This window comes from Enterobacter cloacae complex sp. XAL002 (genome assembly GCF_049236805.1).
Classification (GTDB): domain Bacteria; phylum Pseudomonadota; class Gammaproteobacteria; order Enterobacterales; family Enterobacteriaceae; genus Enterobacter; species Enterobacter intestinihominis.
This window is the reverse complement of record NZ_JBMKJN010000025.1, coordinates 39705-64615: the sequence shown is the minus strand read 5'-3', so window position 1 is coordinate 64615 and position 24911 is coordinate 39705. Positions and strand designations below refer to the sequence as shown.

The window sequence follows — 24911 nt, the reverse complement described above, 5'->3', positions numbered from 1 at the left end:
TATCCGGTCTAAAGTGTTACCCATGTTTCCGGTTCATACCGCAGCGCCACCGGGCAATTACGGGCACCGAGCCCACAAAAAAGCCGGGTGGCGGCTACGCCTTACCCGGCCTACACGCGACATGTTAATGTGTCTGGCTATGGTTCTCTTTGCGGTACGCCCCGGGCGGCTGGTTAAAGGTGCGGGTAAAGATGCGGGTAAACGTCTGCTGCGAGTCAAACCCGTAGCGCAGGCAGATATCGTACACGCGCTCGTCTGACTCACGCAGATCGCGCGCCGCCATCAGCAGCTTGCGTTCGCGGATGTAGCGCCCCAGACTTTCGCCTTTGTACTGCATAAATAGCCGCTGTAAATGCCATTTTGAGTAACCCGCATGGCGGGCAATCTCTTCGATGCGTAACGGCTGGTGTAGGTTGTCATCAATCCATTCGACAATCGTATCAATGACCTGAGCGGAAATCGTCATACTGCTCTCCCCCTCTGCTTCTCGCTTAAACATTATTCCCACCACTCGCGAAATTGTTGCGTGGTATCACTCACCCGCACGGGCTCGCCCAGCTCCGGTGTCAGCAGCCGGTAGTTTTTATCCTTACTGGCTTTCGCCAGCTGGATCAGTGGATCGTTCCAGGTATGTTTCGCCAGCACAAAACGCCCGTTATGTCCCGGTACGACCGCTCTGGCATTGAGATCTGCCGAGGCCTGCGCCGTTTCCACCGGATGCATATGAATGTACTTCCAGTCCTGGTCGTACTGGCCGTTTTCCATGATGGCTAAGTCAACTCCGCCAAACTGCTCGCCAATCGCTTTGAAGTGCGGGCCATAACCGGAGTCTCCGCTGTAGTAGACCTTCTGCTCCGGAGAGACAAACATAAAGCTGCCCCACAGGGTCTGGTTACGCTTAATGCCGCGCCCGGAAAAATGGCGCGCCGGCAGAACATGTACCGTCAGCGCATCGCTGATACGTACCGACTGGTTCCAGTCCCGCTCGTCGATAATCTCAGGGTTCATCCCCCAGTAGCGCAGATGCGAACCCACGCCCAGCGGGGTGACCACGCGCTTAACCTTCGGCAGCAGCGCCTTGATGGTGGCGTAATCCAGATGGTCATAGTGATCGTGGGAGATAATCAGCAGGTCGATCTCCGGCATGCTCTCCGCACGCCACGGGTACTCCCCCGCAAAGGCTTTATTGAGGAAGGAGAACGGTGCGGCGTAGTTACTCAGAACCGGATCGATCAGGATTCGTTGCCCCGCCAGCTGCATATACCAGGAGGAGTGGCCGAGCCACACCAGCGTGTCCTGTTCAGGCGGCAGGCTCGCCAGATCGGTTTTCACCAGCGGCAGCGGCTGCGCAGGACGGGCGTTTTCGGTTTTACGGGTAAGGAACTGCCACCACGCCACCAGCATATTTTGTTGCCCGGTAAAGCCCGGCGTAGGGAGCGTGTTATGGAATTGCCCGTCGCGATAGTGCGGAGAGGCCTCCACTTCAGAGAGCTGCGCACCCTGCGGTGGCTGGCCAAATCCGGCATTCAGTACAAACGGTAAACTGGCAGCTGAAGCAATAATCATAACTAACACCACGCAGATGAATAGAGGCTTTTTCATTATCCTGACCCGCCAACGCGCCCTGTCCGATAGTTTGCGCGGGTTGAACTTGATTATGAGTGAGTAAGCACTCATTATAGATAGGATGATTACGCCGTCAAGAAGGTTTTCGATCTTTGACATTCCGCGTTGCAGCGTGGCAAAGCACGTGTTTCAATCAGGGTTTTTACAATTGACGGGAGGAAAAATTTAGTGGCACGTCCGAAGAGTGAAGATAAAAAACAGGCCTTACTGGAAGCAGCAACGGCTGCGTTTGCGCAGTCAGGTATTGCCGCCTCAACGGCGTTAATTGCCCGTAATGCGGGCGTCGCTGAAGGGACACTGTTTCGCTACTTTGCTACCAAAGACGATCTGCTGAATGCCCTCTATCTGCATCTGAAGCAGGATCTTTGCCAGACCATGCTGGCGAACCTCGATCGCACCATCACCCAGCCAAAAGAGCATACCCGTAATATCTGGAATAGCTATGTGGACTGGGGCATTCGTAACCCCCTGGCGCATGCGGCTATCCGCCAGATTGGCGTCAGTGAAAAGCTGAACATTGAAACCGAGCAGGCGGTGAAAGACATGTTCCCGGAAATACACGAACTGTGTCACCGCTCGGTGCGCCCGGTGTTTATGTCTGACGAGTTTAAGACCTTCGGTGATGCAATATTCTTATCGCTGGCTGAAACCACCATGGAGTTTGCCGCGCGCGATCCGTCCCGTGCCGTCGATTTTAAAGCGCTGGGCTTTGAAGCCATGTGGCGCGGGCTTGCTGAGGAAGAGAGCCATGGACAGTAAAGCCTTGCAGGAACATGCCAGACGCGTCGCGCTGGAGATGCCTTTTACCGAACATTGCTGGCCGTTTGGCCCGGAGTATGACGTGTTTAAGGTGGGCGGGAAAATTTTTATGCTGATGGCGACCGCTCACGGTCGGGCCCACGTCAGCCTGAAATCCGATCCGGAAAAATCGCTGCTCAATCAGCAGATCTACCGTGGCGTGGAGCCTGGCTACCATCTGAATAAAAAACACTGGATCTCCCTTTATGGCACGGACGACATCACGCCTGAACTGGTCACCGACCTGATTACGGATTCGTGGAATCTGGTCGTTGATAAACTGCCGAAAAAAGATCAGAAGTGGATTCGGCCAGCCTGATTGTTCGTCTGAGACGAACAGAATAAGCGCTCGAATCGCACTTATCTTTTCCCGCTTCGCGCGGTAATCTGCTTTCCTTTCACGCCCGCCCGCGGGCGAATTTCATCACCAGGAGTTGTTATGGATATTATTTCTGTCGCCCTGAAACGCCATTCTACCAAGGCGTTCGACCCAGCCAAAAAACTGACCGCAGAAGAAGCGGAAAAAATCAAAACGCTGCTGCAATACAGCCCGTCCAGCACCAACTCCCAGCCGTGGCACTTTATTGTTGCCAGCACTGAAGAGGGTAAAGCGCGCGTGGCAAAATCCGCGGCGGGCACCTATGTGTTTAACGAACGCAAAATGCTGGATGCCTCTCACGTGGTGGTGTTCTGCGCGAAAACCGCGATGGACGATGCCTGGCTTGAGCGCGTCGTCGATCAGGAAGAGGCTGACGGCCGTTTCGCCACGCCAGAAGCAAAAGCCGCGAACCACAAAGGCCGCTGCTATTTTGCCGACATGCACCGCGTGGATCTGAAAGATGACGACCAGTGGATGGCGAAGCAGGTTTACCTGAACGTCGGCAACTTCCTGCTGGGCGTGGCCGCGATGGGCCTGGACGCAGTGCCGATTGAAGGCTTCGATGCCGCAATCCTCGACGAAGAGTTCGGCCTGAAAGAGAAAGGCTTCACCAGCCTGGTGGTGGTGCCGGTTGGGCATCACAGCGTTGAGGATTTCAATGCCACGCTGCCGAAGTCTCGCCTGCCGCTGAGCACGATTGTGACTGAATGCTAATGAAAATGGGCCGCTGCATGCGGCCCGTTACGCTTTACTGATGACAAGCCTGCGATGCGGATGGACCTCACGATCGTTTCCCCAGGCAAAAGCAATCCAGCGCTCTTCCAGCTCAGCGTAGGAATTTACGGGCGTTAACGTCCACTCTTCTCCCACCGTACCGTCCGCCACGCTAATGCGATAGTTCATGGTAAACGCCCAGTCGATCATGCGCAGCCAGAACCGTTGCCCGTCTCCCGTTTGTTCGCTGTCAGAGACAACGATGTTGTATTCGCTTAGCACCCACTGAAAAAAGAGTTGTGGCAACCCGCTTATCACGCGTTGATGAACGGCACGTGGCGTACGCCACACCATCACCTGCGTGGCGGCACCGTGGGGAAAGGTAATTTCTTTATGAAATTTAAGCTTTACGGCATACGCCGTATAAGGTTTGCCGTCATCGGTGGTCACGAGACGATATTCATCACCATAACGCGATTTCAGGAGCCGGTATCCCACAGGCAGCAGAAACCCCGGCAGATGAAAATCCGCCGTACCTCGTGCCAGGAACGCTTCGGTGTGTTCGACGTTTCGGGAGATAAGGCCGAGTTTTTGGCTGAAGTCTGCGGAATCAATCATCAGTGGCGACATTTGTTGTTTCTCATGGCGTGAGTATAGTCGACTTAATCCCTCATCGAAATGATGTCGATTCAGTCGGTTGGTTTAAGTTAAACGCCACCTTATACCTGTCTCATCCGCTTAGCAGAGCCAGCTCTTATTCCCTGAAAGCCCCTCGCAAAAAACTTATTTCCCCTGCGCCTCCAGCCACGCCATCGCCCTCTCCCCCGCCTCGTCCACCGGTAAATAGACCAGCAGCCGCGATCCGTTTCGAGGCGCAGAGTACCAGTACATCTGCTGGAGATGAAAATCCCCCAGCTCGGGATGGGTGAACAGCTTGAGCTGGTTCTCCACGCCGCGCACGTCGTTACGCTGGTGCCACAGGGTTTTGAACTCCTCAGACACCGCAAAAAAACGCGCCAGCTTCGCTTCCCAGAGCGGGTCGCCACGGTGCTCAGCCATTGCCGCGCGGAAGTAGGAGACGAAAATCGGCAGCACGTCGTCACGTTTGCCGAGCCGCGCGCGCCACGCCGGATGGGTGAGGAACAGGTAAATACAGTTGCGATCTTCCGGCGGGATAGCGTTGAAATCGACGCCCATCAGGTGTCCGAAGCTGTCGTTCCACGCCACGATATCGAAATTCGGTTTCTGAATACTGGCAGGCTTCGGCATCAGGGTATCCAGCAGGCGACGCGTGCCTTCGCTGATCCCCTCACAGCACACCGCCTGCGGGGCTTCGCCCGGCGGCAAACCGGCAAGCACAAAAAGATGCCGGGCTTCGGTCGGGGTGCATTGCAGCGCTTTTGCAATGGCGGCCATCACCGCGCTGGACGGATTGACGTCCCGGCCCTGTTCCAGCCAGGTGTACCAGGTCACACCGACATCCGCGAGCATCGCTACCTCCTCCCGGCGCAGGCCCGGCGTGCGGCGACGGCCGCTGCGCGGTAAGCCGAGCCGCTGCGGATCGAGGCTTTCGCGCCGGGCACGCAAAAACGCGCCCAGCTGCTTGCGGGTGTCATCCTGGAGAGAGGTGACAGGTTCAGACATCAGCGCCATAACATCTCCTGCATGGTAGTGCCAGTACCAGTATAAGTAAGAACTGGTACCCGTTTATCAGATGGTTGATGCTACGACTCTACGCTGTTTGACGCAATGGAGTCACCATGAATACGTCAGTTGTTTCACCGGGTCGTGCGGGCCTGATATTGCTGTTAACCGGCCAGATGCTGCCGCTGATTGATACCTCGATCACCAACGTGGCGCTGGATTCCATCACCCATTCGTTACACGCCACCGCCACCGAACTGGAGCTGATCGTCGCCCTCTACGGCGTGGCCTTTGCCGTCTGCCTGGCCCCCGGCAGCAAGCTGGGCGATAACCTTGGCCGCCGTCGCTTGTTTATGTGGGGCGTGGCGAGTTTTGGCCTGGCCTCGCTGCTGTGCGGCATGGCGGGCAATATCGAACAGTTGCTTGCCGCGCGCATTATTCAGGGCGCGGGCGCCGCGCTGATCATGCCGCAAATTCTCGCGACGTTGCACGTGACGTTAAAAGGAACGGCACACGCCAAAGCGATCAGTCTGTTCGGCGGTATCGGCGGTATTGCGTTTATCGTCGGCCAGATGGGTGGCGGCTGGCTGGTGTCGGCGGACATCGCCGGGCTTGGCTGGCGTAACGCCTTCTTTATCAACGTGCCGATTTGTCTGGTGGTGCTGGCGTTGAGCCGTCGCTACGTACCGGAAACCCGCCGCGACACGCCGTCGCGCATTGACTGGGCCGGGACTATCCTGCTGACGGCGATACTGTGCTGTCTGCTTTTCCCGATGGCGCTCGGCCCGCAGTGGCACTGGTCGTGGCCGCTGAAGGCCGCGCTGCTGGCGATTGTGCCGCTGGTCTATTTGATGGTGTTAAACGCGCGTAAGAAAGAGCGAGAAGATGCCCACCCGCTCATCGCGCCGCGCCTGTTGCAGCTGCGCAGCATCCGCTTTGGCGTGCTGATCGGGATACTCTTTTTCAGCGTCTGGTCCGGGTTTATGTTCTGTATGGCGCTGACCATGCAAAGCGGTCTGGGGATGGCGCCGTGGCAGTCCGGGAACAGCTTTATCGCGCTCGGCGTCACCTATTTTATTTCCGCCTGGTTCGCCCCACGCCTGATTGCCCGCTACAGCACCAGCGCCATCCTGCTGACCGGGCTTGCGATTCAGCTTGTTGGCCTGGTGGCGCTGATCGCCACGTTCCGTCACTGGGGAATGCAGAATACCGCGCTGACGTTGGCCCCGGCCACCGGGCTGGTGGGATACGGGCAGGCGCTGATTGTAAACAGCTTCTACCGTATCGGGATGCGCGATATTCAGCCTGACGACGCGGGGTCCGCGAGCGCGATTTTAAGCACGCTGCAACAGGCTGCGCTGGGGCTTGGCCCGGCCATTTTCGGCGCGATTTTGCTGCACGGGCTGCAAAATCATCACGGAGATTACACCCAGGCAGTCAACGTCTTCCTGATGGTAGAAACGGCCATGATGGGGGTGCTGGCAGTGGCCACGCTGCGTATGCGCCATCGTCTGTGTTTACCGGTCGTCAAGGCCTGTCCGGCGTCAAAATAAAACTGCCTGAATTTGCATAATAGATCCGCAGCCGCCATTATGGGGCTGCATCAATACAGGAGACGTTATGCAGGAATTAATTGCTCAGGTTGAAGAGTTAGGGATTGAAATTAATCACACCACCTCTTTAGTGATTATCTTTGGTATTATTTTTCTTACAGCCATTATCGTTCATTTTATTCTGCACAAAGTGGTGCTGCGCGCCTTCGAAAAACGCGCGCAGGCCAGCAGCCATTTATGGTTGCAGATCATTACGCAGAACAAGTTATTTCACCGTCTGGCGTTTACCCTCCAGGGGATAATCGTCAACGTTCAGGCGGTTCTGTGGCTGCAAAAAGGCAGCGAAGCGGCGGAAATGCTCACCACCTGCGCAAAATTGTGGGTGATGGTCTATGCCCTGCTCTCCTTCTTCTCGCTGCTGGATGTGATTTTTAATCTGTCGCAGAAAATGGCCACCGCATCACAGCTGCCGCTGAAGGGGATATTCCAGGGCATCAAGCTGGTGAGCGCCATTCTGGTGGGAATATTAATTATCTCCCTTCTGATCGGTCAGTCACCCGCCATTCTGATAAGCGGCCTGGGTGCGATGGCTGCCGTTCTGATGCTGGTCTTTAAAGACCCGATACTGGGCTTAGTGGCCGGTATTCAGCTCTCCGCCAACGACATGCTGAAGCTCGGGGACTGGCTGGAGATGCCGAAATACGGGGCCAACGGCACGGTGACCGACATCGGCCTGACCACCGTTAAAGTGCGCAACTTCGATAACACCATCACCACCATCCCGACCTGGGCGCTGGTGTCCGACGCGTTCATCAACTGGAGCGGCATGTCAGCCTCCGGTGGTCGCCGCATCAAGCGTAGCCTGAATATCGATACCACCAGCATTCATTTCCTCGATGAGCAGGAGCAGCAGAAACTGATTCAGGCGAAACTGCTGAAGCCGTATCTGGCCGCGCGTCATGAGGAAATTAACCTGTGGAATCAGCAGAACGGCGAAGGGGAATCGGTATTAAACCTGCGCAAGATGACCAATATCGGCACCTTCCGTGCCTATCTGAATGAATATCTGCGTAACCACCCGCGTATTCGTAAAGATATGACGCTGATGGTGCGCCAGCTCGCGCCAGATGCCAACGGGCTGCCGATTGAAATATATGCCTTTACCAACACGGTGATTTGGGCAGAATACGAAGATATTCAGGCCGACATCTTCGATCATATTTTCGCGGTGGTGGATGAATTTGGCCTGCGTATTCACCAGTCGCCAACCGGAAACGATATTCGCTCGCTGGCTGGCGTCATCGCCAGATAATCAGGTGCTGGCGCGGGAAATAAAGCGCCAGTCCATCATCACCCTTTCCGTGGGCGCATCCGGGTTGTCGATCTTATTTAACAGCAGATTGACCGCCTTGCGCCCGATATCCCGCGACGGTTGTTCAATGGTGGTGAGAGAAATCATCTCCGCCAGCTCGGTGCCGTCAAAACCCACCACCGCGATATCTTCTGGCACCCGCAGCCCTGCCTGCTGAATGGCGCGCAGCGCCCCCGCCGCCAGCGTATCGGAAACGGCAAACACCGCATCCGGCGGGTTTGCCTTTAACAGATTTTGCATCGCCGCCATGCCCGCACTGGAGCTGAGCTCACTGGCGTACTCCACCGCCTGATAGTCCAGATCCCGCAGGTGTATGACGCTCTTATAGCCGCGTTCACGCAAACGGGCATATTTGTAGCTGAGGTCGTGGTTGATGAGCGCAATGCGTTTGCGGCCCCCGTCGGCAAGCTGGCTGACAACGTGCTGGGAGGCATCAACATCATTAATCCCCACGCAGGAGACCGCGCCCGCATCGGCGTATTCGGCGCACTGTACCCACGGCGCGTTGCCAATCAGCGCGGCCAGCTCCGGCAGCTTCGAGAACGCATCCATGGTGATAATGCCGTCGACGATTTTGCCGGAGAGCAGGCTTAAGCCCGAGCGGGAGCGCTCAATATCCGAGCCGGAGTTGCACAGCAGGATGCGGTAGCCGTTCTTTTCCGCCTCGGCTTCGATGCCCTTCACCACTTCGGCACAGAACGGGTTGGCGATGTTCGAGACCATCACCAGGATCATATAGCTGCGGGCGGTGCGCAGCTGACGCGCCAGCAGATTGGGCTGGTAGTTACTCTCCTGGATCGCCTGCAAAACGCGCTCGCGGTTTTTTGCCTTCACGGTATCGCTGTTATTCAGTACGCGAGAGACCGTTGCCACGGATACCCCGGCCAGTTGAGCGATTTTCTGAATTGACATAGCGACGATACATCCTGCGGTTAGCGTTTTGTGCAGGCTACCATAAATTGGTTGCCCGGCGAACCGGGCAATGCGTCAGTATTCCACACGCACCCAGCGCTGCAGCTGATGGCTTTTCACAATCGCATCAAGGATATACATCACACTGGCGCCATCGTGGAAGGTGGCAAACTGCGGCTTATCCGGCATCGCTCCCACCTGCACGGCACGGTAAAACTGCGCCATCATATTTTTAAAGGCATCCGGCCAGCCTTCAATGTGTCCGCCGGGGAAATGGGCGCTGTCGGCCACATCACGGTTCATCAAACCCGGATCGTCGCTGAGCGTCTGGTTTGCCCGGGTGCGATGGCCGATCCACAGCTGCTGCGGGGTTTCCTGATCCCACGCCACCGACTGCTCGCTGCCGTTAATTTCAAAGGTCAGGCGGTTTTTTCGCCCCGCGCTCACCTGCGAGACGCTAAAGCTGCCCTTGCTGCCGTCGTCAAAACGCAACAGCACCGAGCCGAAGTCTTCGGTAGTGACCAGTTTATCTTCATAGTGAGCATGTTCGTCGTGCGTAAACGTCTGACTGCCCGCCACGTTAGCCTTGCGCGTCGGCCAGACGATCGATAAATCAGCCATCACCTCAGTAATGCGCCTGCCGGTGACATACTGCACCGTATCGCACCAGTGGGAGCCGATATCCGCCACCGCCCGCGATGCGCCGCCGAGCGCGGCATCCACCCTCCAGTTGTAGTCGGTTTCCAGCAGCATCCAGTCCTGCAAATAGCTGCCGTGCGAGGCGAACAGCCGCCCGAGGGTGCCCGCGAGCATCATGCTCGCCGCCTGGCGCACCATCGCAAACTGACGATAGACAAAGCTCACGCCATGCACCACGCCCGCCTGCTCTGCCAGCGCCACCTGCTCGCGCGCCTCGTCCGGCGTCATGCACAGCGGCTTTTCGGAAAACACGTGCTTGCCCGCGCGCAGGATCTGGCGGTTAATCTCCGCGTGCAGGTGGTTCGGCGTGCAGTTGTGCACCGCATGCAGATTGGGGTGCGCGAGCAGTTCTTCCACGCTGGCGTAAGCATGCGGCACATTTAGCTGGCGCGCCTTTTCCTGCGCCTTAACGAGCGAACCGTCGCAGAGCGCGACCACCTGCACAAACCCGAGACGCCTGAGCGCCTCGATGTGTGCCGGGCCAATAAACCCGCTACCGATAATCCCGACGTTAATCATGGCTGCCCCCTGCGGCGAAATCATCAAACGCCCGTCCGGAAACGGGAATAATGTGGCGGCGGATAAATTCGCTGCCTTCACTCGCGCCAGTATCGCCATCCTTCAGGCAGCACTCCCACTCCAGCACCGCCCAGCCGTCGTAGTCGTACTGGGTCAGCTTGCTGAAGATGCCCTTAAAGTCGATCTGCCCGTCACCCAGCGAGCGAAAACGTCCGGCGCGGTTGATCCACGGCTGGTAGCCGCCGTAGACGCCGCTGCGCCCGCTGGGGCGGAACTCCGCGTCCTTGACATGGAACGCTTTAATGCGCGCATGGTAGAGATCAATAAAGGTCAGGTAATCCATTTGCTGAAGCAGCATGTGGCTCGGGTCGTAGAGTATGTTGCAGCGCGGATGGTTATCCACCAGCGCCAGAAAACGCTCGAAGGTTACGCCGTCGTGCAGATCTTCCCCCGGATGCAGCTCAAAGCAGACGTCCACGCCCTGCTCGTCGAAGGTATCCAGTATTGGCCGCCAGCGGGTTGCCAGCGCCTCGAACGCCTCCTGAAAACGCTGCTCGTTGTGCGGCGGCCACGGATAGAAAAACGGCCAGGCCAGCGAGCCGGAGAAGGTGGCGTGCGCTTTCAGGCCTAATCGGGCCGAGGCGACCGCCGCCTGCTTCAGTTTTTCCGTTGCCCACGTCTGACGCGCCGCATCGTTATCGCGCACGGATGCGGGTGCGAAGTGGTCAAACGCCTCGCTGTAAACCGGGTTCACCGCCACAAGCTGCCCTTCCAGATGGGTCGACAGCTCGCTGATGACCAGCCCGTGCGCGGCCAGCTTAGCGGTGATGTCGTCGCAGTAGGCCTGACTCTCTGCGGCTTTCTCCACATCAAAGATATGCGGATGGTTGCAGGGGATCTGCACCGCTTTGTAACCCTTCGACGCCGCCCATCCTGCCAGCCCGTCGAGCGTGTTGAAGGGCGCTTCCCCGCCAATAAACTGCGACAGAAAAATACCCGGTCCTTTCATTGTCCTCATACCACCTCCAGAACATTACGCCTTGTCATCGTCATACTTAAACGTGAGAAGGAAAATCAGCGCGATTGCCGCGGCAGCCACCGCCGGGATCCACCAGAATGTAACCCACGCCTGCGGCACGGTCTGCCCTGCCACCAGGCGGTTGTAAAGCGCCCCTGAAATCTGCGAGCCGAGCAGCATGCCGATGCCGTAGGTAAACATCACGATCATGCTCTGCGCCTGGCCTTTGACCTTTTCTCCCGCCACGCGGTCGGTGTAGATAAAGCCGACGACAAAGAAGAAATCGTAGCAGACGCCGTGCAGCAGAATGCCGAGATACAGCAGAATGCGCCCCTCCTCGCTGACGCCCAGCGCGAACATGGCATAACGCACGAACCACGCCAGCATGCCGATCAGCAGCATATATTTCACGCCCAGGCGGCGGAACAGCAGCGGAATAACCAGCATGAAGACGATCTCAGACATCTGCCCGAAGGACATGGCGGTGCTGACGTCGGCAATGCCGGCATCCGCCAGATACGAGGCGGTGTAGGCGTAATAGGTGCCGAGCGGGACGGAGATCAGCATTGCGCAGACGGAGAAGACGAAGAAGTGGCGGGTTTTGAGCAGCGCGAAGGCGTCCGCGCAGAAGAGATCGCGCACCTTCACAGGCAGGCCTTTCGCCGGTGCTGGCGTGTGCGGCAGCGTCAGGCTATAGAGCGCCAGCAGCACGGAGCTGACCGCCGCCACCTGGAAGATGGTCACGCTGGACGCCACGCCGGTGACGCCGATAAAAATGCCCGCCACGATCCAGCCGATGGTGCCAAACACACGCACCACCGGGAAAGTTTTATCCACGTTTGCCAGGCTGTGGAACGCGATGTTGTTGGTGAGCGCCAGCGTTGGCATGTAGCAGAGCGTGTAGCCAAACAGCAGGCCAATCAGCAGCGCGCCGTTCTCAGCAATCAGCGCCCCCGGCACGAACCAGAGGATCGCCGCGCCCGCGAGGTGCATCACCGCCATCACCTTCTGTGAAGCGAAGAAGCGGTCCACCAGCATCCCGAGCACGAACGGCGAAAGAATGGAGGCGATGGGCCCGGCTGAGAACGCGTCGCCAATCAGCAGTGACATGTTGTGCCGGGTCATCACCAGGCCAAGCGTGACCGACCAGCTACCCCAGATAAAAAATTGCAGAAACATCATCAGCGACAGACGCGGCACCAGCAGCCGGTGCTGCGTTATCGCCTTTTCACTACTCTCAGTTGACACCATGATAAGCCTCACCCGGAAAAAGTAATCGATTACAAATTAGTTCAAATGAAAAGTAATCGATTACAAAACAAAGATCCTGTGGATCGAAACAGAATTGGGAGAGGGGTCACGATAATGGTGTAGCGGAGGTGCCGGGTGGCGGCTTCGCCTTACCCGGCCTACTAAATAACGTCCCCGAACATGTAGGCCCGGTAAGCGCAGCGCCACCGGGCGTGAAGGCGGGTAGTGTGGTGCGGTCTGGTTTGGTGCGGTCTGGTTTGGTGCGGTCTGGTGCCCTCACCCCGGCCCTCTCCCACAGGGAGAGGGGGCAAACACTAAAAACGGCAACCAGGTTGCCGTTTTGCTTTTACCTTCGAGAGAGTTTAAAGGCAACAAACAGGAACACCACCCACACCGGCAGCAGCATCGCTGACAGGCGCATCTCATCCATGGTGCACATCAGCACCAGAATCAGGCCGAGGAAGGCGATACAGATGTAGTTCCCCGCCGGATAGAGCAGCGCCTTGAACTGCGTCTCGCGCCCCTTGCGGCGCATCGCGGCGCGAAAGCGCAGGTGCGCCAGGCAGATCATGATCCAGTTCAGCAGCAGCGTGGCGACAACCAGCGCCATCAGCAGGCCAAACGCCTCTTTCGGCAGCAGATAGTTGATCAGCACCACCAGCGAGGTGATAGCGCCGGAAAGGAACAGCGAATTGATCGGCACGCCGCGACGGCTGACGCGGGTAAGGAACTTCGGCGCGTTGCCCTGTACGGAGAGGCCAAACAGCATGCGGCTGTTGGAGTAAACCCCGCTGTTGTACACCGACAAAGACGCCACCAGAATGACGAAGTTCAGCGCGGAAGCCACCACGTTGCTGTTCAGGTCATGGAAGATCATCACGAACGGGCTGCTGTCAGATTTTACTTCCACCCACGGATAGAGCGCCAGCAGCACCACCAGCGAGCCGATATAGAACAGCAGGATACGGTACACCACCTGGTTGACCGCTTTCGGAATGCTTTTGTGCGGATCGCGCGCTTCAGCAGCGGTGATGCCAATCAGCTCCAGACCGCCAAAGGAGAACATAATGACTGCCAGCGAGAGGATCAGCCCTTTCCAGCCAGTCGCCAGGAAGCCGCCGTGCTGCCACAGGTTGTCGATCGATGCACGCTCGCCGCCGTGGCCGGAGAACAGCAGCCACAGGCCAAAGCCGATCATGCCGATAATCGCCAGCACCTTGATCAACGCAAACCAGAACTCGGTCTCGCCATACAGGCGCACGTTCACGAGGTTAACGGCGTTAATGATGATGAAGAAGGCCGCCGCCCAGATCCACGTCGGGACATCCGGCAGCCAGTACTGCATATAGATGCCTGCGGCGGTCAGCTCCGCCATGCCCACCAGCACAAACATCACCCAGTAGTTCCAGCCGGAGAGGAAGCCTGCGAACGGACCCCAGTATTTATAGGCAAAATGCGCGAAGGAGCCGGACACCGGCTCTTCAACAACCATCTCGCCGAGCTGGCGCATGATCAGGAAGGCGATAATCCCTGCGAGAGCGTAACCCAGCAGAACCGCCGGACCAGCCATTTGAATGGCGGGGCCGATGCCGAGAAACAGCCCGGTACCGATCGCGCCGCCAAGGGCAATTAACTGAATATGTCGATTTTGCAAACCACGTTGCAGCGTCGGACTCTGATCCGACGAAGCTTCAGCGCTACCATGGCCTGAAGCGGATGACGCGTCTTTCACGCCCTACCCCTGTCTCTTTTTTAGAAGGGGCACGTTTTAACACTTCATGCTGGTGGTAGCAAGCTTAACGCCGGGCCAGCGCATGCGCCCGGCGGATAAACGTCACGACCCGATGATCCCGCCGTCTGCTTTGACGATCACCACCGTTGACGATCGCGGACGCCCGTTCGGACTCGCGTCTGGCCAGCTGGAAACAGCGCGAGGGTTGGCCGGGTCGGTAATATCATCCCCGCCCTCCCCTGGATGCTGAATGTTGATAAACAGCGTCCGGTTGTCTGGCGTAAACGCAATGCCGGTGATTTCGCACCCGCGCGGCCCGGTCAGGAATCGGCGATACTCGTTGGTGCCTGGAATGGTAGCCACCATCTGGTTATTGCCCATCCCCTCGTACGCTTTCTTATTGATGGTGCTGGAGGAGACATCGGTCTGGATCCACAGGACGCCCTGATGGTCAAACGACAGGCCGTCCGGGCTGCCAAATTCCGCGCCCTGCATCGAGCCTTTGGCCTTCGGATCGTCGCCGTCGGTGCGCCCGGCCATGACCAGAATATCCCACTTAAAGCGTGAGGCGGCAGGATCGGCCCCCTCTTCGAGCCAGTGCATAATATGCCCGTACACGTTGTTGGCGCGCGGGTTAGCGGCGTCGACCGGTGCCTTGCCCTCTTTACCGCGATCGCTGTTGTTGGTGAGCGTACAGTAGACGCTGCCGCTGGCGTGCGGATCGACGGCTATCCACTCGGGGCGATCCATCTTCGTTGCCCCCACCACGTCGGCCGCCAGACGGGTTTTAATCAGCAGATCGCCCTGGCTTGCAAAACCGTTGCTTTTATCCAGGCCATTTTGCCCGAAGACAAGCGGCAGCCAGTCGCCGCTGCCGTTTTCGTTGAACCTGGCGACGTACAGCGTGCCGGACGTCAGCAGCTGCATATTGGCTTCGCGGTTCGCGGGATCGTATTTTTTATCCGAAACAAATTTATAGATGTACTCAAACTTTTGGTCGTCACCCATATAAGCCACCACGCGATTATCGGCGGCGAGCGTGACGGCTGCCCCCTCATGCTTGAAGCGGCCCAGCGCGGTGTGCTTGCGCGGGGTGGAGGTCGGGTTGTAGGGATCGATTTCCACGACCCAGCCGAAACGGTTGGGTTCGTTAGGGGTTTTATCGACGCTGAACCGCTCATCCACCTCGTTCCAGCGGTACGATTCATCGCTATCGCTAATGCCGTAGCGTTTTTCCAGCGGGTTGAGATCGGCTTTTTTCACAAATATGTCCGACCAGTTCTCCTCGCAGGTGAGATAGGTCCCCCACGGCGTGTGGCCGTTGGCGCAGTTCTGCATGGTGCCCAGAACGCGTTCCCCCTGCGGATCGGCGGCGGTTTTCATTAAGTCCTGATGCCGCGCCGGGCCGGTAAGCTGCATCGGCGTATTGACGGTAATACGGCGGGCGAACGAAGACGGACGCACCACCTCCCAGCCGCTGCCCGTTTTTTTCACTTCCACCACCGACACGCCCATCGCGTTCTGCCCCTTGCGGGCTTTGTCGAGGCTCCAGTTCGCCGTACCGTCCGTAAACAGCATTCCGTTGTCGATGTATTCATGGTTCAGCGCCAGCAGGCCATGCTCCGGGCTTTGCCCCCCCTGCGGCAGGCTAAACCACGCCATGCCGTCGTGGTGCATGCCCGCCTGCACGGCCTGTTCGTCTGTGGTATTGCTGGCGTCCGGTTTAAACGCCGGCATGTTGTTTTTGATGCCTGTCGGATCGCCCCAGCGATAGAACGGACGGGCAATATAGCCTTCCGGCACCCTGACCGTATCTTCCGTGGAGACGTCGATGCTGGTAAAGCCCAGGGAAACCGCTTTTGCCAGCGCGGACGGTTTTGAGACCGCGGCAATGGCATTCTCGGGTGTGATCAGATACGGGAATGATACGGCAGCCCCCGCTACGGCCCCCATCTGGAGAAAACGGCGGCGGGAGAGGAACACCTCTGCCACCTCGGAGAATACCGGGTTAGCGCTGCGGTTACTGATATCGTCGCGATGTTCTTTTTTAAATACGGATTTGAGGGGTCTGCCCATAGCGGCTTCCTGTCATTGGCCAAGAGGTAAGGATGTGGCGACCAGTGTAAGAAGCTTTTATTACAATTTTATAACACAACAACGAAGGGATTGGGGCGTCCCTGCCCCGGATAACGAGGTGGAACGCTTAGAACTCGTAGCCAACCGAGACCTTAAAGGTACGCGGCTCGCCCTGAGTGATGTAAGTACCGGAATCATCCACGCTTGACCAGTAGTTCTCGTTGGTCACGTTGTCGATGCCTGCGCGCACGGTCATCTGGTTTTCATTGTGGTTCACCGCGAAGCGATAGCGCATGCCCAGATCCAGCGTGGTGTAGCTGTCCAGCTTTTTGGTATTCGCCAGGTCAGCATACTGCGTGCCGGAGTGGTTAACGCGCGCGGTCGCCGTCAGGCCCTCAATCGGCTTGATATCGTATTCTGCCCCCAGCACGGCGTAGAAGCTCGGAATACCGATCGCGTCGTTCCCCTGGTTCACACCGTTTTTAGTTTTGGTCAGCTCGGCCTGAAGCCAGGTGGCGCTGGCGTTCAGACGCATCCCAAGCATTGGCTCGCCGAAAACGTTCAGCTCCACGCCACGGTTACGCTGTTCAGCGTCCAGGCCGTAGTGGCCGCTGTCGTCGAGGATAGCCGACGGCATTTTGATCTCAAACAGTGCCAGGGAGCCGCCCACGCGGCCAAAGTCCGCCTTTACACCCACTTCGTTCTGCTTAGAGTGCACGATACCGGTGCTCTGGCCGTAGTTGTTTGCTGAGCGAGGCGCAGTTTCACCGGGCTGTAACGCCTCGGTGTGGTTGGCGTAGAGGGAAATTTCCTCCCACGGCTTATAGACCACGCCGTAGGTTGGCATCCAGCGGCTACCGTCAAAACCGTCCGCGTCGTTTTCCGCACCGGTAATTTTGTTGTACCCGCGAATCACCACTTTCTGATGGCGTGCGCCTGCGGTAAACAGCAGTTTGTCGTCCAGCACGCCCAGGGTATCGCTCAACAGCCAGCCCTGCGTGCGGGTGCGCCCACTGGTCAGCGGATCGCTGTATTTGCCGCCTGAGCCGCTGAAGTTGCTGCTGTCCGGCATAGCAACGCCAGTGTTGTGGTAGATGTTGGTGGTCGGGTTATCCGCCGCGGCAGACATTTTCCACGCGATTTTTTCGTTTTTGGTCATCGCCGAATACCCGACATTCACCTTGTGCGAGACGAAGCCGGTCATGAAGTTACCGCGAATGCCCGCCATGCCGCTGACGGAATCGCTGATGCGGTTGGTATCAAGGCGGCTGACCGTCGCATTACCGCTTTTATCCATCAGCTTCGGCGCGCTGTAGATCCCCTCTTCGTGCGCGTGCTGTGCGCCGAGGCCGGTATAGGCCGTCCAGCTATCGGTGATGTCGTACTCGCTGCGCCACATGCCGAATTCGTTTTCGATATCGCTGTAGGCCCACTTCTGCGAGAAGTTGCGATCGTTCTTCGGTGGTTCAGGCACGAAGTCCACCGCCGAGATGTTGACGCTGGTCGGGCTGCCGTGGAAGGTTTTTTTCTGATAGCCCAGGTCCAGCGAGGTGCGGAAACGGTCACCTTTGTAATCCAGACCGGTAGAGAGCAGCGTGGTGCGGCGGCGGTCGTTCGGCACGCCGGTTTCGCCTTCACGATGCACAAGGTTCACCCGCGCGCCGAACTGGTCGTTATCGCCAAAGCGACGCCCCGCATCCAGCGTGGTGCCAATCTGGGAATCCGAGGTGTAGTCGACGCCCACTTTCGCCTGCGGGATGTCGCCCGCGTGTTTTGGCTCAAGGTTGATCATCCCGCCCACGCCCGAGCTGGCCGCGCCGTTCATCAGGGAGTTGGCCCCTTTGAAGATCTCGATGCGGTCAACCATCTGGGCATCCACCACCTGACGCGGCAGTACGCCGGACAATCCGCCAAAGGTCATATCGTCGCCGTCAAACTTCAGGCCGCGGATACGGAAGGTTTCCGCGCTGTTGCCGTACCCCTGAACGAACTGCACGCCCGCGTCGTTAGCGACCACGTCAGCAATGGTTTTCGCCTGCTGATCTTCCACCAGCTTCGAGGTGTAGCTAATGATGTTGAACGGCACGTCCATGGCGTTCTGCTGCCCGAGCATCCCCATACGTCCGCCATTAGCCACCTGGCCGTCGAGGAAGGCCGGAAGCAGCTGGTCACCGCCGGGTTTGAAATCACTCCCCGCCGTGGACTGGACCACGATGGTGTCCTCTTTTTTCTCTTCCGCCGCAAAGGCGGAGTGTGTAACCGCGCCGATGGCAATCGCCAGCAGCGTTTTGTGCATTGTGGTGTTGTTCATAATGAGCTCTTAACGTGCGCGCAAAAATGGCCCGTTGTCGGGCCTTAGTATTTATCAAATGAAATGCAAATGAGAACTATACGCATTATATATACGTAATCAAGCGTCAACGAGGAGCACTGCGCGAGAAGAGGTTAAAAACGATGCGGGGGAGAAGTACGGCGCACAACCACCCCCAGACAGGGGTGGTTGCTAAAGCGTTATTTTTTCTTGTAAATATCGGCGGTGCCGTGAATTTTGTTGTTTGTATTACCGGAAGTCAGCACCAGCACATCAGCACCTTCTTTATCGGCCTTTTCGACCAGCTCTTTTTTCGCATCGTCGACAGAGACTTCGTTAGCCGTGCTCACGGTACCGATTTTTTCGTACTGAGACTCAACTTTTTCGAATTCGTTTTTTGTCATCATTTCAGCCGCAAAGGCGTTGGTGGTAAACAGAAACGCGGTGCCCAACAAAATAGCAGTCGTTTTTTTCATAAACTTTTTCCTTAAGATTAATGAGCAACTACGAAAAGCCCCCACGCGAAACGGTGAGGTGTAATGAGCATGGTAGAGGATTGGCGAAAATGCCATATACCAGGGAAAATTCTTTTATAACAGGCTGTTGTCCTGCATGAATAAAGGGTTTAAGCGGTATTTGAACGCGCCAGATACTTCCTCTGGACGATTTTATGGTGTCGTCTGATTTTTTTTGCGATCAGGCGTTTTTCCCAACGCCGGTGGGATTCAATGGGAATACCAATGCGCAGGCTGGCCGTCACGTTGTCTTCAACAATCCTTTTCGCGTTACAACGCTTCCCGGACAGATCGATGATCCTTATTCCTTTTTCACTCAGGATGAAGTTCCCGCCGTGCGCATCGCCGGAAATGATTTTCAGATTGTGCATTTTCTGCATACTGTGTCGGATTTCACGCTTTATGTCCGGCGTGATCGTGGGAAGAACGCGTAACTCCGGACCGGGGACATACTCAAACAACATGAGCGAGATTTTTGCGAATCTGAAAATCCGGCGTTCAGCCAGGAGATAAAAATCATTCGGGAAGGTATGACCTTGCCTGCCGGCATAGTCGATCCGCTCAATCAAATTTTCGTTGGGGTTAGGCGTAAAAAACGATTTGAAAAATTTTTCTATCCTTTTTTTCCTGGGGGAGTAAATCTTTAATACAAACTGTCCGTAGGGAGTATTCAGTAAAGAGACGTGGGTATGCGGAAGGCTTTTAAATACCATCTGAACGCTGAGTCGTTTTACATTACAGGACAATATATCGTCCAGTATTTCCAGGTATCGTGTATCGTTATTTTTATAACAGACGTGAAAACCACGGTATTTCATTTTTGTAATCATAATAGTGTGCTTAGTATGATTTTTCCACGGTGGTATTAGAACCCGTTGTGATGATACGAACTTTGTCGCCAGGGTTAAATGTCAAACCATTATTGTGCTGCACCACCTGAATAGTCTGCCCGGATTGAGTCTTGATAAGTAACTTCACTTCCTGTGCTGCCAATTCGTTAGACTGCCGGTTATGAGAAGCCGCCGCCCCGGCTGTTGCACCGGCTACCGTCATGGCGGTTTTCCCTTTGCCGTTACCGAACTGGTGACCCACTACGCCACCAATCGTGCCCGCGGTTAAGGTACGCAGCGGATGATACCCTTCTCGGGTATGCGTAATAATTTGGCTCTGCAGAACCGTGCCATCCTCCACCAGCGATCGGATGCCAGCGTAACTCGCCGGACTGGTGATAGCCAGAAAGCTCAACGCGATGAGTAAATATTTTTTCATTTTAAGCCTTTCTTATACATTGAAGGTGACACTATTCTGCCCGGCGAAAAATCCTCTCCTTTAGCTAAATATGCTTTACCAGGCAAATAATTTATTTTTACACAAAACGACCATAAATTTAAAAATAAACAATTTAAAACTGGAAAGGTATATTGACTTCAATTATCAATAACGTGTTTTCCAGATACATTGTCAGAGTATTTGATTCAGACGAAGCAATATCCATTGCACAATTCTCAATAAGTACCAATCATCGTTATTAAAATAATGGTCCCTGTCCATACAGGGAAAACATCAGGAGTTATAGTATGAAAAAAGTCATTCTCGCTCTGGCTTTCACTGCGGCATCATTTTCTGCATTTGCAAATCATCCGGTAGCCCGTGCGACTGCCGTCGCCTCCGCCGATCATCCTGTTGCCGTTGCGGCGGCCACCGGTGAAGGTAACCATCCTGTCGCCCGCACCACGGCGGTGGTATCTGCCGATCACCCTGTCGCCGTCGCAGCCGCAACAGACGGTAGTTATCATTCCGTCGCCCGCGCGACCGTGGTCGCTAACGCTGACCATCCGGTCGCCGCCGCGGCCGTTACAGGGCACTAATGGCGCTCTCCCCCGGCAAGTAAGCTGGGGGAAAAGTCAATGTGTCGTATGACCCTGGAAGGCCAGTTATTAAAGGTAATGAAAACACGATTCAGGCTGGTCAGGAACGGCTGAGTGCCGGAGGGTTAATGGCACGCCCTGTAGGATTCGAACCTACGACCTACGGCTTAGAAGGCCGTTGCTCTATCCAACTGAGCTAAGGGCGCACGGAGAAGAGTGTACTTCGCGGTGGTGAAACGCCTGGAATTATACGGTCAATGCGTAGTGAGTCAATGCCTTTTCCACCTTCTCTGCCGTTAATGACTAGCTGATTGTAAATACGGCTGTTTTTTCAACATTTATCCCTCTTTTACGGGCTGCGAAAAGGCTTAGCCGCTTTTAAGTAACGCCTGCTGTTTTCCTGTTTACTTCCCCTTCACACTGTCCTGCGGTATCCCGGCCGCCTGGAGGCTGGAAATGAACAGGACGACGGAGTGACAGCGCCAGACCATACAGGTTTCCCCTCGTGCGTGCAGCACATCTCACACGACATTACAGGCATCAAGCTTGAACCCATTGTCGCCCTCTCCTCTTCGCGCACGGTAGGGGCTGAAGTGCTCAGCGTGCTGTCACCGCATCAGCAAAGCGAAGGCTTTTTTCACGACTGGTCCGCCGCCCGGGCGCTTATGCTGCTGGAAGCACAGATCGCTGCGTTAAAAAAACCCTTTCCCTGCGACAACCTTTTCATAAATTTGCCGATAACCGTTCTGACCATACCGGAAATGTTCCAGCGTTTACTGCAACTTAACAGCCCACCGCTGAACATTGAACTCGTGGAGCCTGCTTCCTTCTTTTCTCTCTCAGACCCGGCACGTCTGAGGGTGAGTTGTGCGCTTCAGCAGTTGACGGCGCAAGGACATCGGATCTGGTTGGATGACATTGATGAAGCGTCAGGGCGCGCGTTTTTATCCTGCCGCATGCCGTTAAGCGGAATAAAAATCGATAAGATCGCTTTCTGGCGTTTACGTGCAACGCCAGCGCTGGCAAACCTGGTCACGCTTTGTTCAAAAATTGCTGAAAATGTACTCATAGAAGGCATTGAAACAGAAACGGATCGTAAGTTTGCGCTTCAGGCTGGCGCGCGCTTCGGTCAGGGATATTATTGGCCATCCTGGAGATGGCAGGAGGACTGAACGGTCATCGCCAAGAGGGAAGCTATGCGAATGACAGTACGCCGTTACCGGCGTCGTCGGACAGGAAGTGATTCACCGGGTTCAACGCACTCGCCTTTTGCTCTCCCATTTTTTGATCGTCTCGAATATTTGAGCCAGTCAATCAACCAGACCCGCAAAACCGATGCTCCCTTTATCGTTCTGGTCACACAGGATAACTTTTTCCGTTCCGGTTTTCTGAGCGGGCACTCTCCCCTGAGCAATTGCTGTGACTATTCCACCCTGGAAGCCGCCCTCAGCGATCTGAATCAGTGGCCTTCATCACGTCTGGTGGTAGATGTAGAAAGCCGCGCCTCGCCGCTTATTGACCTGCTGGACCGATTACGACGCCACAGCCTGTTCGCCCCCTACCTGACACCCTACCTGCTCATCCGCGCCGATGATTACGATACACGCCTGTTTTGCAAAGCGGCTGGCCCTTTTCATGTGATTGAACGGCAACTTACGCCGCGGGCGTTGCAACAAACCTTGCTGGAAACGCCGTCACCCGCCGGCCACCGGAAAGAGTGGTTTTCACGTGATGAATGGCCGATCCTGCAGGCGCTATCGCAGGGTAGCACCCTGCGACAGATTGCTCAGTTACAGAACCGCCCCTATAGCCGCATTATTTACCGTCTCAGCTGCATCCTGGCGAAACTTGGGCTGAATCATCGTCATGAGTTGCTACATCTTCTCAACAACCTTTCAGATTTCACGTATTAACGTATTCAGTAACCCCTTAATTCCTAAAGACCTTTAAGAAAATACTTAGGATATATGTTAATTTTTTGTGTTTTTTAACAAAACTTTCGATTTTATAACTATTCCTAATTCTTCATCTTAAACCATGCGAAATGCTGCCTGTACGCTAAACGAGAGTCGTTTTATCCATGCGTTAAGTTTCTGACGTTTCCGTTAACAGGATGATAATGGTGTAAAAACAAGCGATTTATCTGTAAATAAAAGCGATGAGAGGTGAAGAAATCAGCAGATAGTGCTGTTTTGACGAAGGGATCATCCTCCTGGCCTGAGGTGTTAGAAATGAGGCGATGACGCGCTAAAGAGCGGACATCAGAGGTAGCGGACAGGCGGAAAACACTTTGTCACGACCTGCGTATTGTTAACATTTGATCAACATACAGTAAGATCGTTTATTTTTTGTTATTACATAAAGATGAAACTGTGTGGTAAATGCAATATCAGGACATTTTTGCTAATTTTAAAAAGTTAGCGATTCAGATACAGAAGATAATAATCATCAATATATGGACATTAATTTACAGGCTTTTCGGACAATACTTAAACGGTATAATAAGACGTGTTTGACACGCGAATAAGAAAAATCATTTTGCCATAACAGCCTTATGAGATAACTGCGCTCAGGCATTGATATCACCACTACGTAAACAAGGATGCTTTCGCTCTTCCCAGGGATCTACCGTACAAGGATCTGCGTAATTATCCTTCCGGCTTTTCGAGAGTTTTAACAAAACTCAGCATAACGCTTTTAACAATCTGAGGCATAAAAAATGAAACCGGCATCCGTTATCATTATGGACGAACACCCTATCGTCAGAATGTCGATAGAAGTCCTGCTACAGAAAAATAAAAACATCCAGGTCAAACTGAAGTCAGGCGACAGCCACGAAGTGCTTGACTGTATACGCAACCACCCCATCGACCTGGTCATTCTCGATATCGAAATGACAGGCACGGACGGCTTCGTATTATTGAAAAGAATCAGAAACTTAAATAAAGATATTAAGATTCTCTTCCTCTCTTCGAAATCTGAAGCCTTCTACGCAGGGCGCGCCATCCGCGCCGGGGCAAATGGTTTTGTCAGTAAGCGGAAAGATCTGGGGGAAATTTATAACGCGGTGGAAATGATACTGACGGGCTATTCTTTTTTCCCGTCAGAAACATTGAGTTTTATAAACCATATAGGCTCCCGGACAGGCGCCGCTGTGGATATGCCATTATCGAATCGTGAAGTGACGGTTCTGCGATATCTGGCGAACGGATTATCTAATAAGGAGATTGCGGATCAATTATTACTTAGCAACAAAACAATTAGCGCTCATAAGTCTAATATCTTTTCCAAGCTGGGCGTACAAAGTATCGTTGAATTAATTGATTACGCGAAAGCGCACGAATTACTGTAATCCTTCCCTCTCCCTGCAACATATAACCGTTACAGGGAGAGGGGATACGATTAATTATAATTAATCATGAAAGTTGCATCGGCATCAGCCCGGCCCGGCTGCGGGTTATCCGCCGTGGCGATATAATTGGCATAAAACGACAGTTCGGCATTTCCCTGCGCATCCACGGACACCGTCTGGCTGGCCTGCTGCAACGCGAGGCGCGTTTTATCCCGGTCGAGGATCTCCACGGCCACGTTACTGGCCGCGCTGGCATCATTCAGCGCCAGCAGGCTGTTATCATGCCCGTCCATCTTCCCCGTAAATGTGATCGAAGCCGCCCCCGGCGGGCATCCGGTCAGCTTCAGGGTGAACGGTACAGGCTGCGTCCGGCTTCCCGTTGTGCGGAGCTGTTTCGTGGGCCAGGTGCCGAGCGTGACGGTTTTATTGCTGTCGTCCCCCTCTGCGACGCAGGTAAAATCCACGATATTGCCATAGAGCTGAATGTTAATTTCCCCAAGCGCCGTCTCTGCGTGCGCAGGGGAGCAAAGCGCAAAGAGCGCGACGGCTAAATACCGCATTCCGTTTCGCAT

The 24911-nt window shown here is 55.3% G+C and carries 24 protein-coding genes and 1 tRNA gene; 9 read left to right on the top strand and 16 right to left on the bottom strand.

What is annotated here, in order from left to right; translation table 11 throughout:
- Positions 1–124: 124 nt before the first annotated feature.
- Together ACOT0L_RS19730 and ACOT0L_RS19725 are read right to left on the bottom strand one after the other, a co-directional pair.
- Positions 125–466, bottom strand: coding sequence for a RamA family antibiotic efflux transcriptional regulator (locus ACOT0L_RS19730; protein ID WP_017694370.1), 342 nt, complete (start codon positions 464–466; stop codon positions 125–127).
- A 32-nt stretch (positions 467–498) separates the two neighbouring features.
- Positions 499–1602 (bottom strand): RomA family MBL fold metallo-hydrolase, encoded by a 1104-nt coding sequence (locus ACOT0L_RS19725; RefSeq protein ID WP_108367273.1) that lies wholly within the window; start codon positions 1600–1602, stop codon positions 499–501.
- 192 nt (positions 1603–1794) lie between these two features.
- Between ACOT0L_RS19725 and ACOT0L_RS19720 the strand changes: the two genes are divergently transcribed.
- From ACOT0L_RS19720 to nfsB, 3 genes are all read left to right on the top strand, one after another.
- Complete coding sequence (locus tag ACOT0L_RS19720; RefSeq protein WP_023299509.1) at positions 1795–2385, top strand: TetR/AcrR family transcriptional regulator; 591 nt, start codon at positions 1795–1797, stop codon at positions 2383–2385.
- Positions 2375–2743 carry an MmcQ/YjbR family DNA-binding protein gene (locus ACOT0L_RS19715; RefSeq protein WP_022647330.1) on the top strand — a complete coding sequence of 123 codons (369 nt, stop codon included), beginning with the start codon at positions 2375–2377 and terminating at the stop codon, positions 2741–2743. Before ACOT0L_RS19720 ends, ACOT0L_RS19715 begins: the two co-directional genes overlap by 11 nt.
- Positions 2744–2863: 120 nt before the next feature.
- Positions 2864–3517, top strand: a complete 654-nt coding sequence (nfsB, locus tag ACOT0L_RS19710) for an oxygen-insensitive NAD(P)H nitroreductase (protein WP_003858884.1) — start codon at positions 2864–2866, stop codon at positions 3515–3517.
- A gap of 27 nt (positions 3518–3544) precedes the next feature.
- Here nfsB and ACOT0L_RS19705 read toward each other — a convergent pair whose 3' ends face one another.
- Positions 3545–4147: a hypothetical protein gene (locus ACOT0L_RS19705; RefSeq protein ID WP_126503042.1), complete on the bottom strand. Its 603-nt coding sequence runs from the start codon at positions 4145–4147 to the stop codon at positions 3545–3547.
- A 153-nt stretch (positions 4148–4300) separates the two neighbouring features.
- Positions 4301–5170, bottom strand: coding sequence for a helix-turn-helix transcriptional regulator (locus ACOT0L_RS19700; protein WP_022647328.1), 870 nt, complete (start codon positions 5168–5170; stop codon positions 4301–4303).
- A gap of 107 nt (positions 5171–5277) precedes the next feature.
- On the opposite strand from ACOT0L_RS19700, the gene ACOT0L_RS19695 reads away from it, so the two are divergent.
- Entirely contained in the window at positions 5278–6714 is a 1437-nt protein-coding gene (locus ACOT0L_RS19695; protein WP_126503043.1) for an MFS transporter, read from the top strand.
- A gap of 67 nt (positions 6715–6781) precedes the next feature.
- Entirely contained in the window at positions 6782–8026 is a 1245-nt protein-coding gene (locus ACOT0L_RS19690) for a mechanosensitive ion channel family protein (RefSeq protein ID WP_022647326.1), read from the top strand.
- On the opposite strand, the gene ACOT0L_RS19685 is transcribed toward ACOT0L_RS19690, so the two are convergent.
- From ACOT0L_RS19685 to ACOT0L_RS19640, 10 genes are all read right to left on the bottom strand, one after another.
- Positions 8027–8998 carry a LacI family DNA-binding transcriptional regulator gene (locus ACOT0L_RS19685; RefSeq protein ID WP_023299504.1) on the bottom strand — a complete coding sequence of 324 codons (972 nt, stop codon included), beginning with the start codon at positions 8996–8998 and terminating at the stop codon, positions 8027–8029.
- A 75-nt stretch (positions 8999–9073) separates the two neighbouring features.
- Positions 9074–10216, bottom strand: a complete 1143-nt coding sequence (locus ACOT0L_RS19680) for a Gfo/Idh/MocA family protein (RefSeq protein ID WP_126503044.1) — start codon at positions 10214–10216, stop codon at positions 9074–9076.
- Complete coding sequence (locus ACOT0L_RS19675; RefSeq protein ID WP_069596318.1) at positions 10209–11234, bottom strand: sugar phosphate isomerase/epimerase family protein; 1026 nt, start codon at positions 11232–11234, stop codon at positions 10209–10211. Before ACOT0L_RS19675 ends, ACOT0L_RS19680 begins: the two co-directional genes overlap by 8 nt.
- Before the next feature lie 15 nt (positions 11235–11249).
- A complete protein-coding gene (locus ACOT0L_RS19670; protein ID WP_023299501.1) occupies positions 11250–12485 on the bottom strand; it encodes an MFS transporter in 1236 nt (411 codons plus the stop codon).
- Between the two features lie 346 nt (positions 12486–12831).
- A complete protein-coding gene (gene pheP, locus ACOT0L_RS19665; RefSeq protein WP_023305623.1) occupies positions 12832–14217 on the bottom strand; it encodes a phenylalanine transporter in 1386 nt (461 codons plus the stop codon).
- Between the two features lie 102 nt (positions 14218–14319).
- Entirely contained in the window at positions 14320–16293 is a 1974-nt protein-coding gene (locus ACOT0L_RS19660; RefSeq protein WP_046620486.1) for a PhoX family protein, read from the bottom strand.
- A 127-nt stretch (positions 16294–16420) separates the two neighbouring features.
- The gene (locus ACOT0L_RS19655) at positions 16421–18604 is read right to left on the bottom strand and encodes a TonB-dependent receptor (RefSeq protein WP_023299498.1); all 2184 of its coding nucleotides are present in this window, start codon (positions 18602–18604) and stop codon (positions 16421–16423) included.
- 200 nt (positions 18605–18804) lie between these two features.
- The gene (gene yahO / locus ACOT0L_RS19650) at positions 18805–19080 is read right to left on the bottom strand and encodes a DUF1471 family periplasmic protein YahO (protein ID WP_022647318.1); all 276 of its coding nucleotides are present in this window, start codon (positions 19078–19080) and stop codon (positions 18805–18807) included.
- Between the two features lie 149 nt (positions 19081–19229).
- Positions 19230–19949, bottom strand: a complete 720-nt coding sequence (locus ACOT0L_RS19645) for a lipopolysaccharide core heptose(II) kinase RfaY (protein ID WP_126503045.1) — start codon at positions 19947–19949, stop codon at positions 19230–19232.
- Between the two features lie 10 nt (positions 19950–19959).
- The gene (locus tag ACOT0L_RS19640) at positions 19960–20388 is read right to left on the bottom strand and encodes a glycine zipper 2TM domain-containing protein (RefSeq protein WP_022647316.1); all 429 of its coding nucleotides are present in this window, start codon (positions 20386–20388) and stop codon (positions 19960–19962) included.
- A gap of 308 nt (positions 20389–20696) precedes the next feature.
- Between ACOT0L_RS19640 and ACOT0L_RS19635 the strand changes: the two genes are divergently transcribed.
- On the top strand, positions 20697–20987 hold the full coding sequence (locus ACOT0L_RS19635; protein ID WP_126503046.1) for a hypothetical protein: 291 nt from the start codon (positions 20697–20699) through the stop codon (positions 20985–20987).
- Positions 20988–21116: 129 nt separating this feature from the next.
- Here the strand turns inward: ACOT0L_RS19635 and ACOT0L_RS19630 are convergent.
- Positions 21117–21193: transfer RNA gene (locus ACOT0L_RS19630), tRNA-Arg, on the bottom strand.
- Positions 21194–21496: 303 nt separating this feature from the next.
- Here ACOT0L_RS19630 and ACOT0L_RS19625 point away from each other — a divergent pair.
- From ACOT0L_RS19625 to fimZ, 3 genes are all read left to right on the top strand, one after another.
- Positions 21497–22159 carry an EAL domain-containing protein gene (locus ACOT0L_RS19625; RefSeq protein ID WP_032670951.1) on the top strand — a complete coding sequence of 221 codons (663 nt, stop codon included), beginning with the start codon at positions 21497–21499 and terminating at the stop codon, positions 22157–22159.
- A 24-nt stretch (positions 22160–22183) separates the two neighbouring features.
- Positions 22184–22900, top strand: coding sequence for a response regulator transcription factor (locus tag ACOT0L_RS19620; protein ID WP_023305615.1), 717 nt, complete (start codon positions 22184–22186; stop codon positions 22898–22900).
- Between the two features lie 806 nt (positions 22901–23706).
- Positions 23707–24339: a fimbria biosynthesis transcriptional regulator FimZ gene (gene fimZ / locus ACOT0L_RS19615; protein WP_022647311.1), complete on the top strand. Its 633-nt coding sequence runs from the start codon at positions 23707–23709 to the stop codon at positions 24337–24339.
- Positions 24340–24389: 50 nt separating this feature from the next.
- Here fimZ and sfmF read toward each other — a convergent pair whose 3' ends face one another.
- Entirely contained in the window at positions 24390–24911 is a 522-nt protein-coding gene (gene sfmF, locus ACOT0L_RS19610) for a fimbria assembly protein (RefSeq protein WP_023299488.1), read from the bottom strand.

What these genes read in the sequence shown, in the direction of transcription:
- ACOT0L_RS19730 (WP_017694370.1), bottom strand. Translation starts at nt 466, where the DNA reads ATGACGATTTCCGCTCAGGTCATTGATACGATTGTCGAATGGATTGAT.
- ACOT0L_RS19725 (WP_108367273.1), bottom strand. Translation starts at nt 1,602, where the DNA reads ATGAAAAAGCCTCTATTCATCTGCGTGGTGTTAGTTATGATTATTGCT.
- ACOT0L_RS19715 (WP_022647330.1), top strand. Translation starts at nt 2,375, where the DNA reads ATGGACAGTAAAGCCTTGCAGGAACATGCCAGACGCGTCGCGCTGGAG.
- nfsB (WP_003858884.1), top strand. Translation starts at nt 2,864, where the DNA reads ATGGATATTATTTCTGTCGCCCTGAAACGCCATTCTACCAAGGCGTTC.
- ACOT0L_RS19705 (WP_126503042.1), bottom strand. Translation starts at nt 4,147, where the DNA reads ATGTCGCCACTGATGATTGATTCCGCAGACTTCAGCCAAAAACTCGGC.
- ACOT0L_RS19700 (WP_022647328.1), bottom strand. Translation starts at nt 5,170, where the DNA reads ATGGCGCTGATGTCTGAACCTGTCACCTCTCTCCAGGATGACACCCGC.
- ACOT0L_RS19695 (WP_126503043.1), top strand. Translation starts at nt 5,278, where the DNA reads ATGAATACGTCAGTTGTTTCACCGGGTCGTGCGGGCCTGATATTGCTG.
- ACOT0L_RS19690 (WP_022647326.1), top strand. Translation starts at nt 6,782, where the DNA reads ATGCAGGAATTAATTGCTCAGGTTGAAGAGTTAGGGATTGAAATTAAT.
- ACOT0L_RS19685 (WP_023299504.1), bottom strand. Translation starts at nt 8,998, where the DNA reads ATGTCAATTCAGAAAATCGCTCAACTGGCCGGGGTATCCGTGGCAACG.
- ACOT0L_RS19680 (WP_126503044.1), bottom strand. Translation starts at nt 10,216, where the DNA reads ATGATTAACGTCGGGATTATCGGTAGCGGGTTTATTGGCCCGGCACAC.
- ACOT0L_RS19675 (WP_069596318.1), bottom strand. Translation starts at nt 11,234, where the DNA reads ATGAGGACAATGAAAGGACCGGGTATTTTTCTGTCGCAGTTTATTGGC.
- ACOT0L_RS19670 (WP_023299501.1), bottom strand. Translation starts at nt 12,485, where the DNA reads ATGGTGTCAACTGAGAGTAGTGAAAAGGCGATAACGCAGCACCGGCTG.
- ACOT0L_RS19660 (WP_046620486.1), bottom strand. Translation starts at nt 16,293, where the DNA reads ATGGGCAGACCCCTCAAATCCGTATTTAAAAAAGAACATCGCGACGAT.
- ACOT0L_RS19655 (WP_023299498.1), bottom strand. Translation starts at nt 18,604, where the DNA reads ATGAACAACACCACAATGCACAAAACGCTGCTGGCGATTGCCATCGGC.
- yahO (WP_022647318.1), bottom strand. Translation starts at nt 19,080, where the DNA reads ATGAAAAAAACGACTGCTATTTTGTTGGGCACCGCGTTTCTGTTTACC.
- ACOT0L_RS19645 (WP_126503045.1), bottom strand. Translation starts at nt 19,949, where the DNA reads ATGATTACAAAAATGAAATACCGTGGTTTTCACGTCTGTTATAAAAAT.
- ACOT0L_RS19640 (WP_022647316.1), bottom strand. Translation starts at nt 20,388, where the DNA reads ATGAAAAAATATTTACTCATCGCGTTGAGCTTTCTGGCTATCACCAGT.
- ACOT0L_RS19635 (WP_126503046.1), top strand. Translation starts at nt 20,697, where the DNA reads ATGAAAAAAGTCATTCTCGCTCTGGCTTTCACTGCGGCATCATTTTCT.
- ACOT0L_RS19620 (WP_023305615.1), top strand. Translation starts at nt 22,184, where the DNA reads ATGCGAATGACAGTACGCCGTTACCGGCGTCGTCGGACAGGAAGTGAT.
- fimZ (WP_022647311.1), top strand. Translation starts at nt 23,707, where the DNA reads ATGAAACCGGCATCCGTTATCATTATGGACGAACACCCTATCGTCAGA.
- sfmF (WP_023299488.1), bottom strand. Translation starts at nt 24,911, where the DNA reads ATGCGAAACGGAATGCGGTATTTAGCCGTCGCGCTCTTTGCGCTTTGC.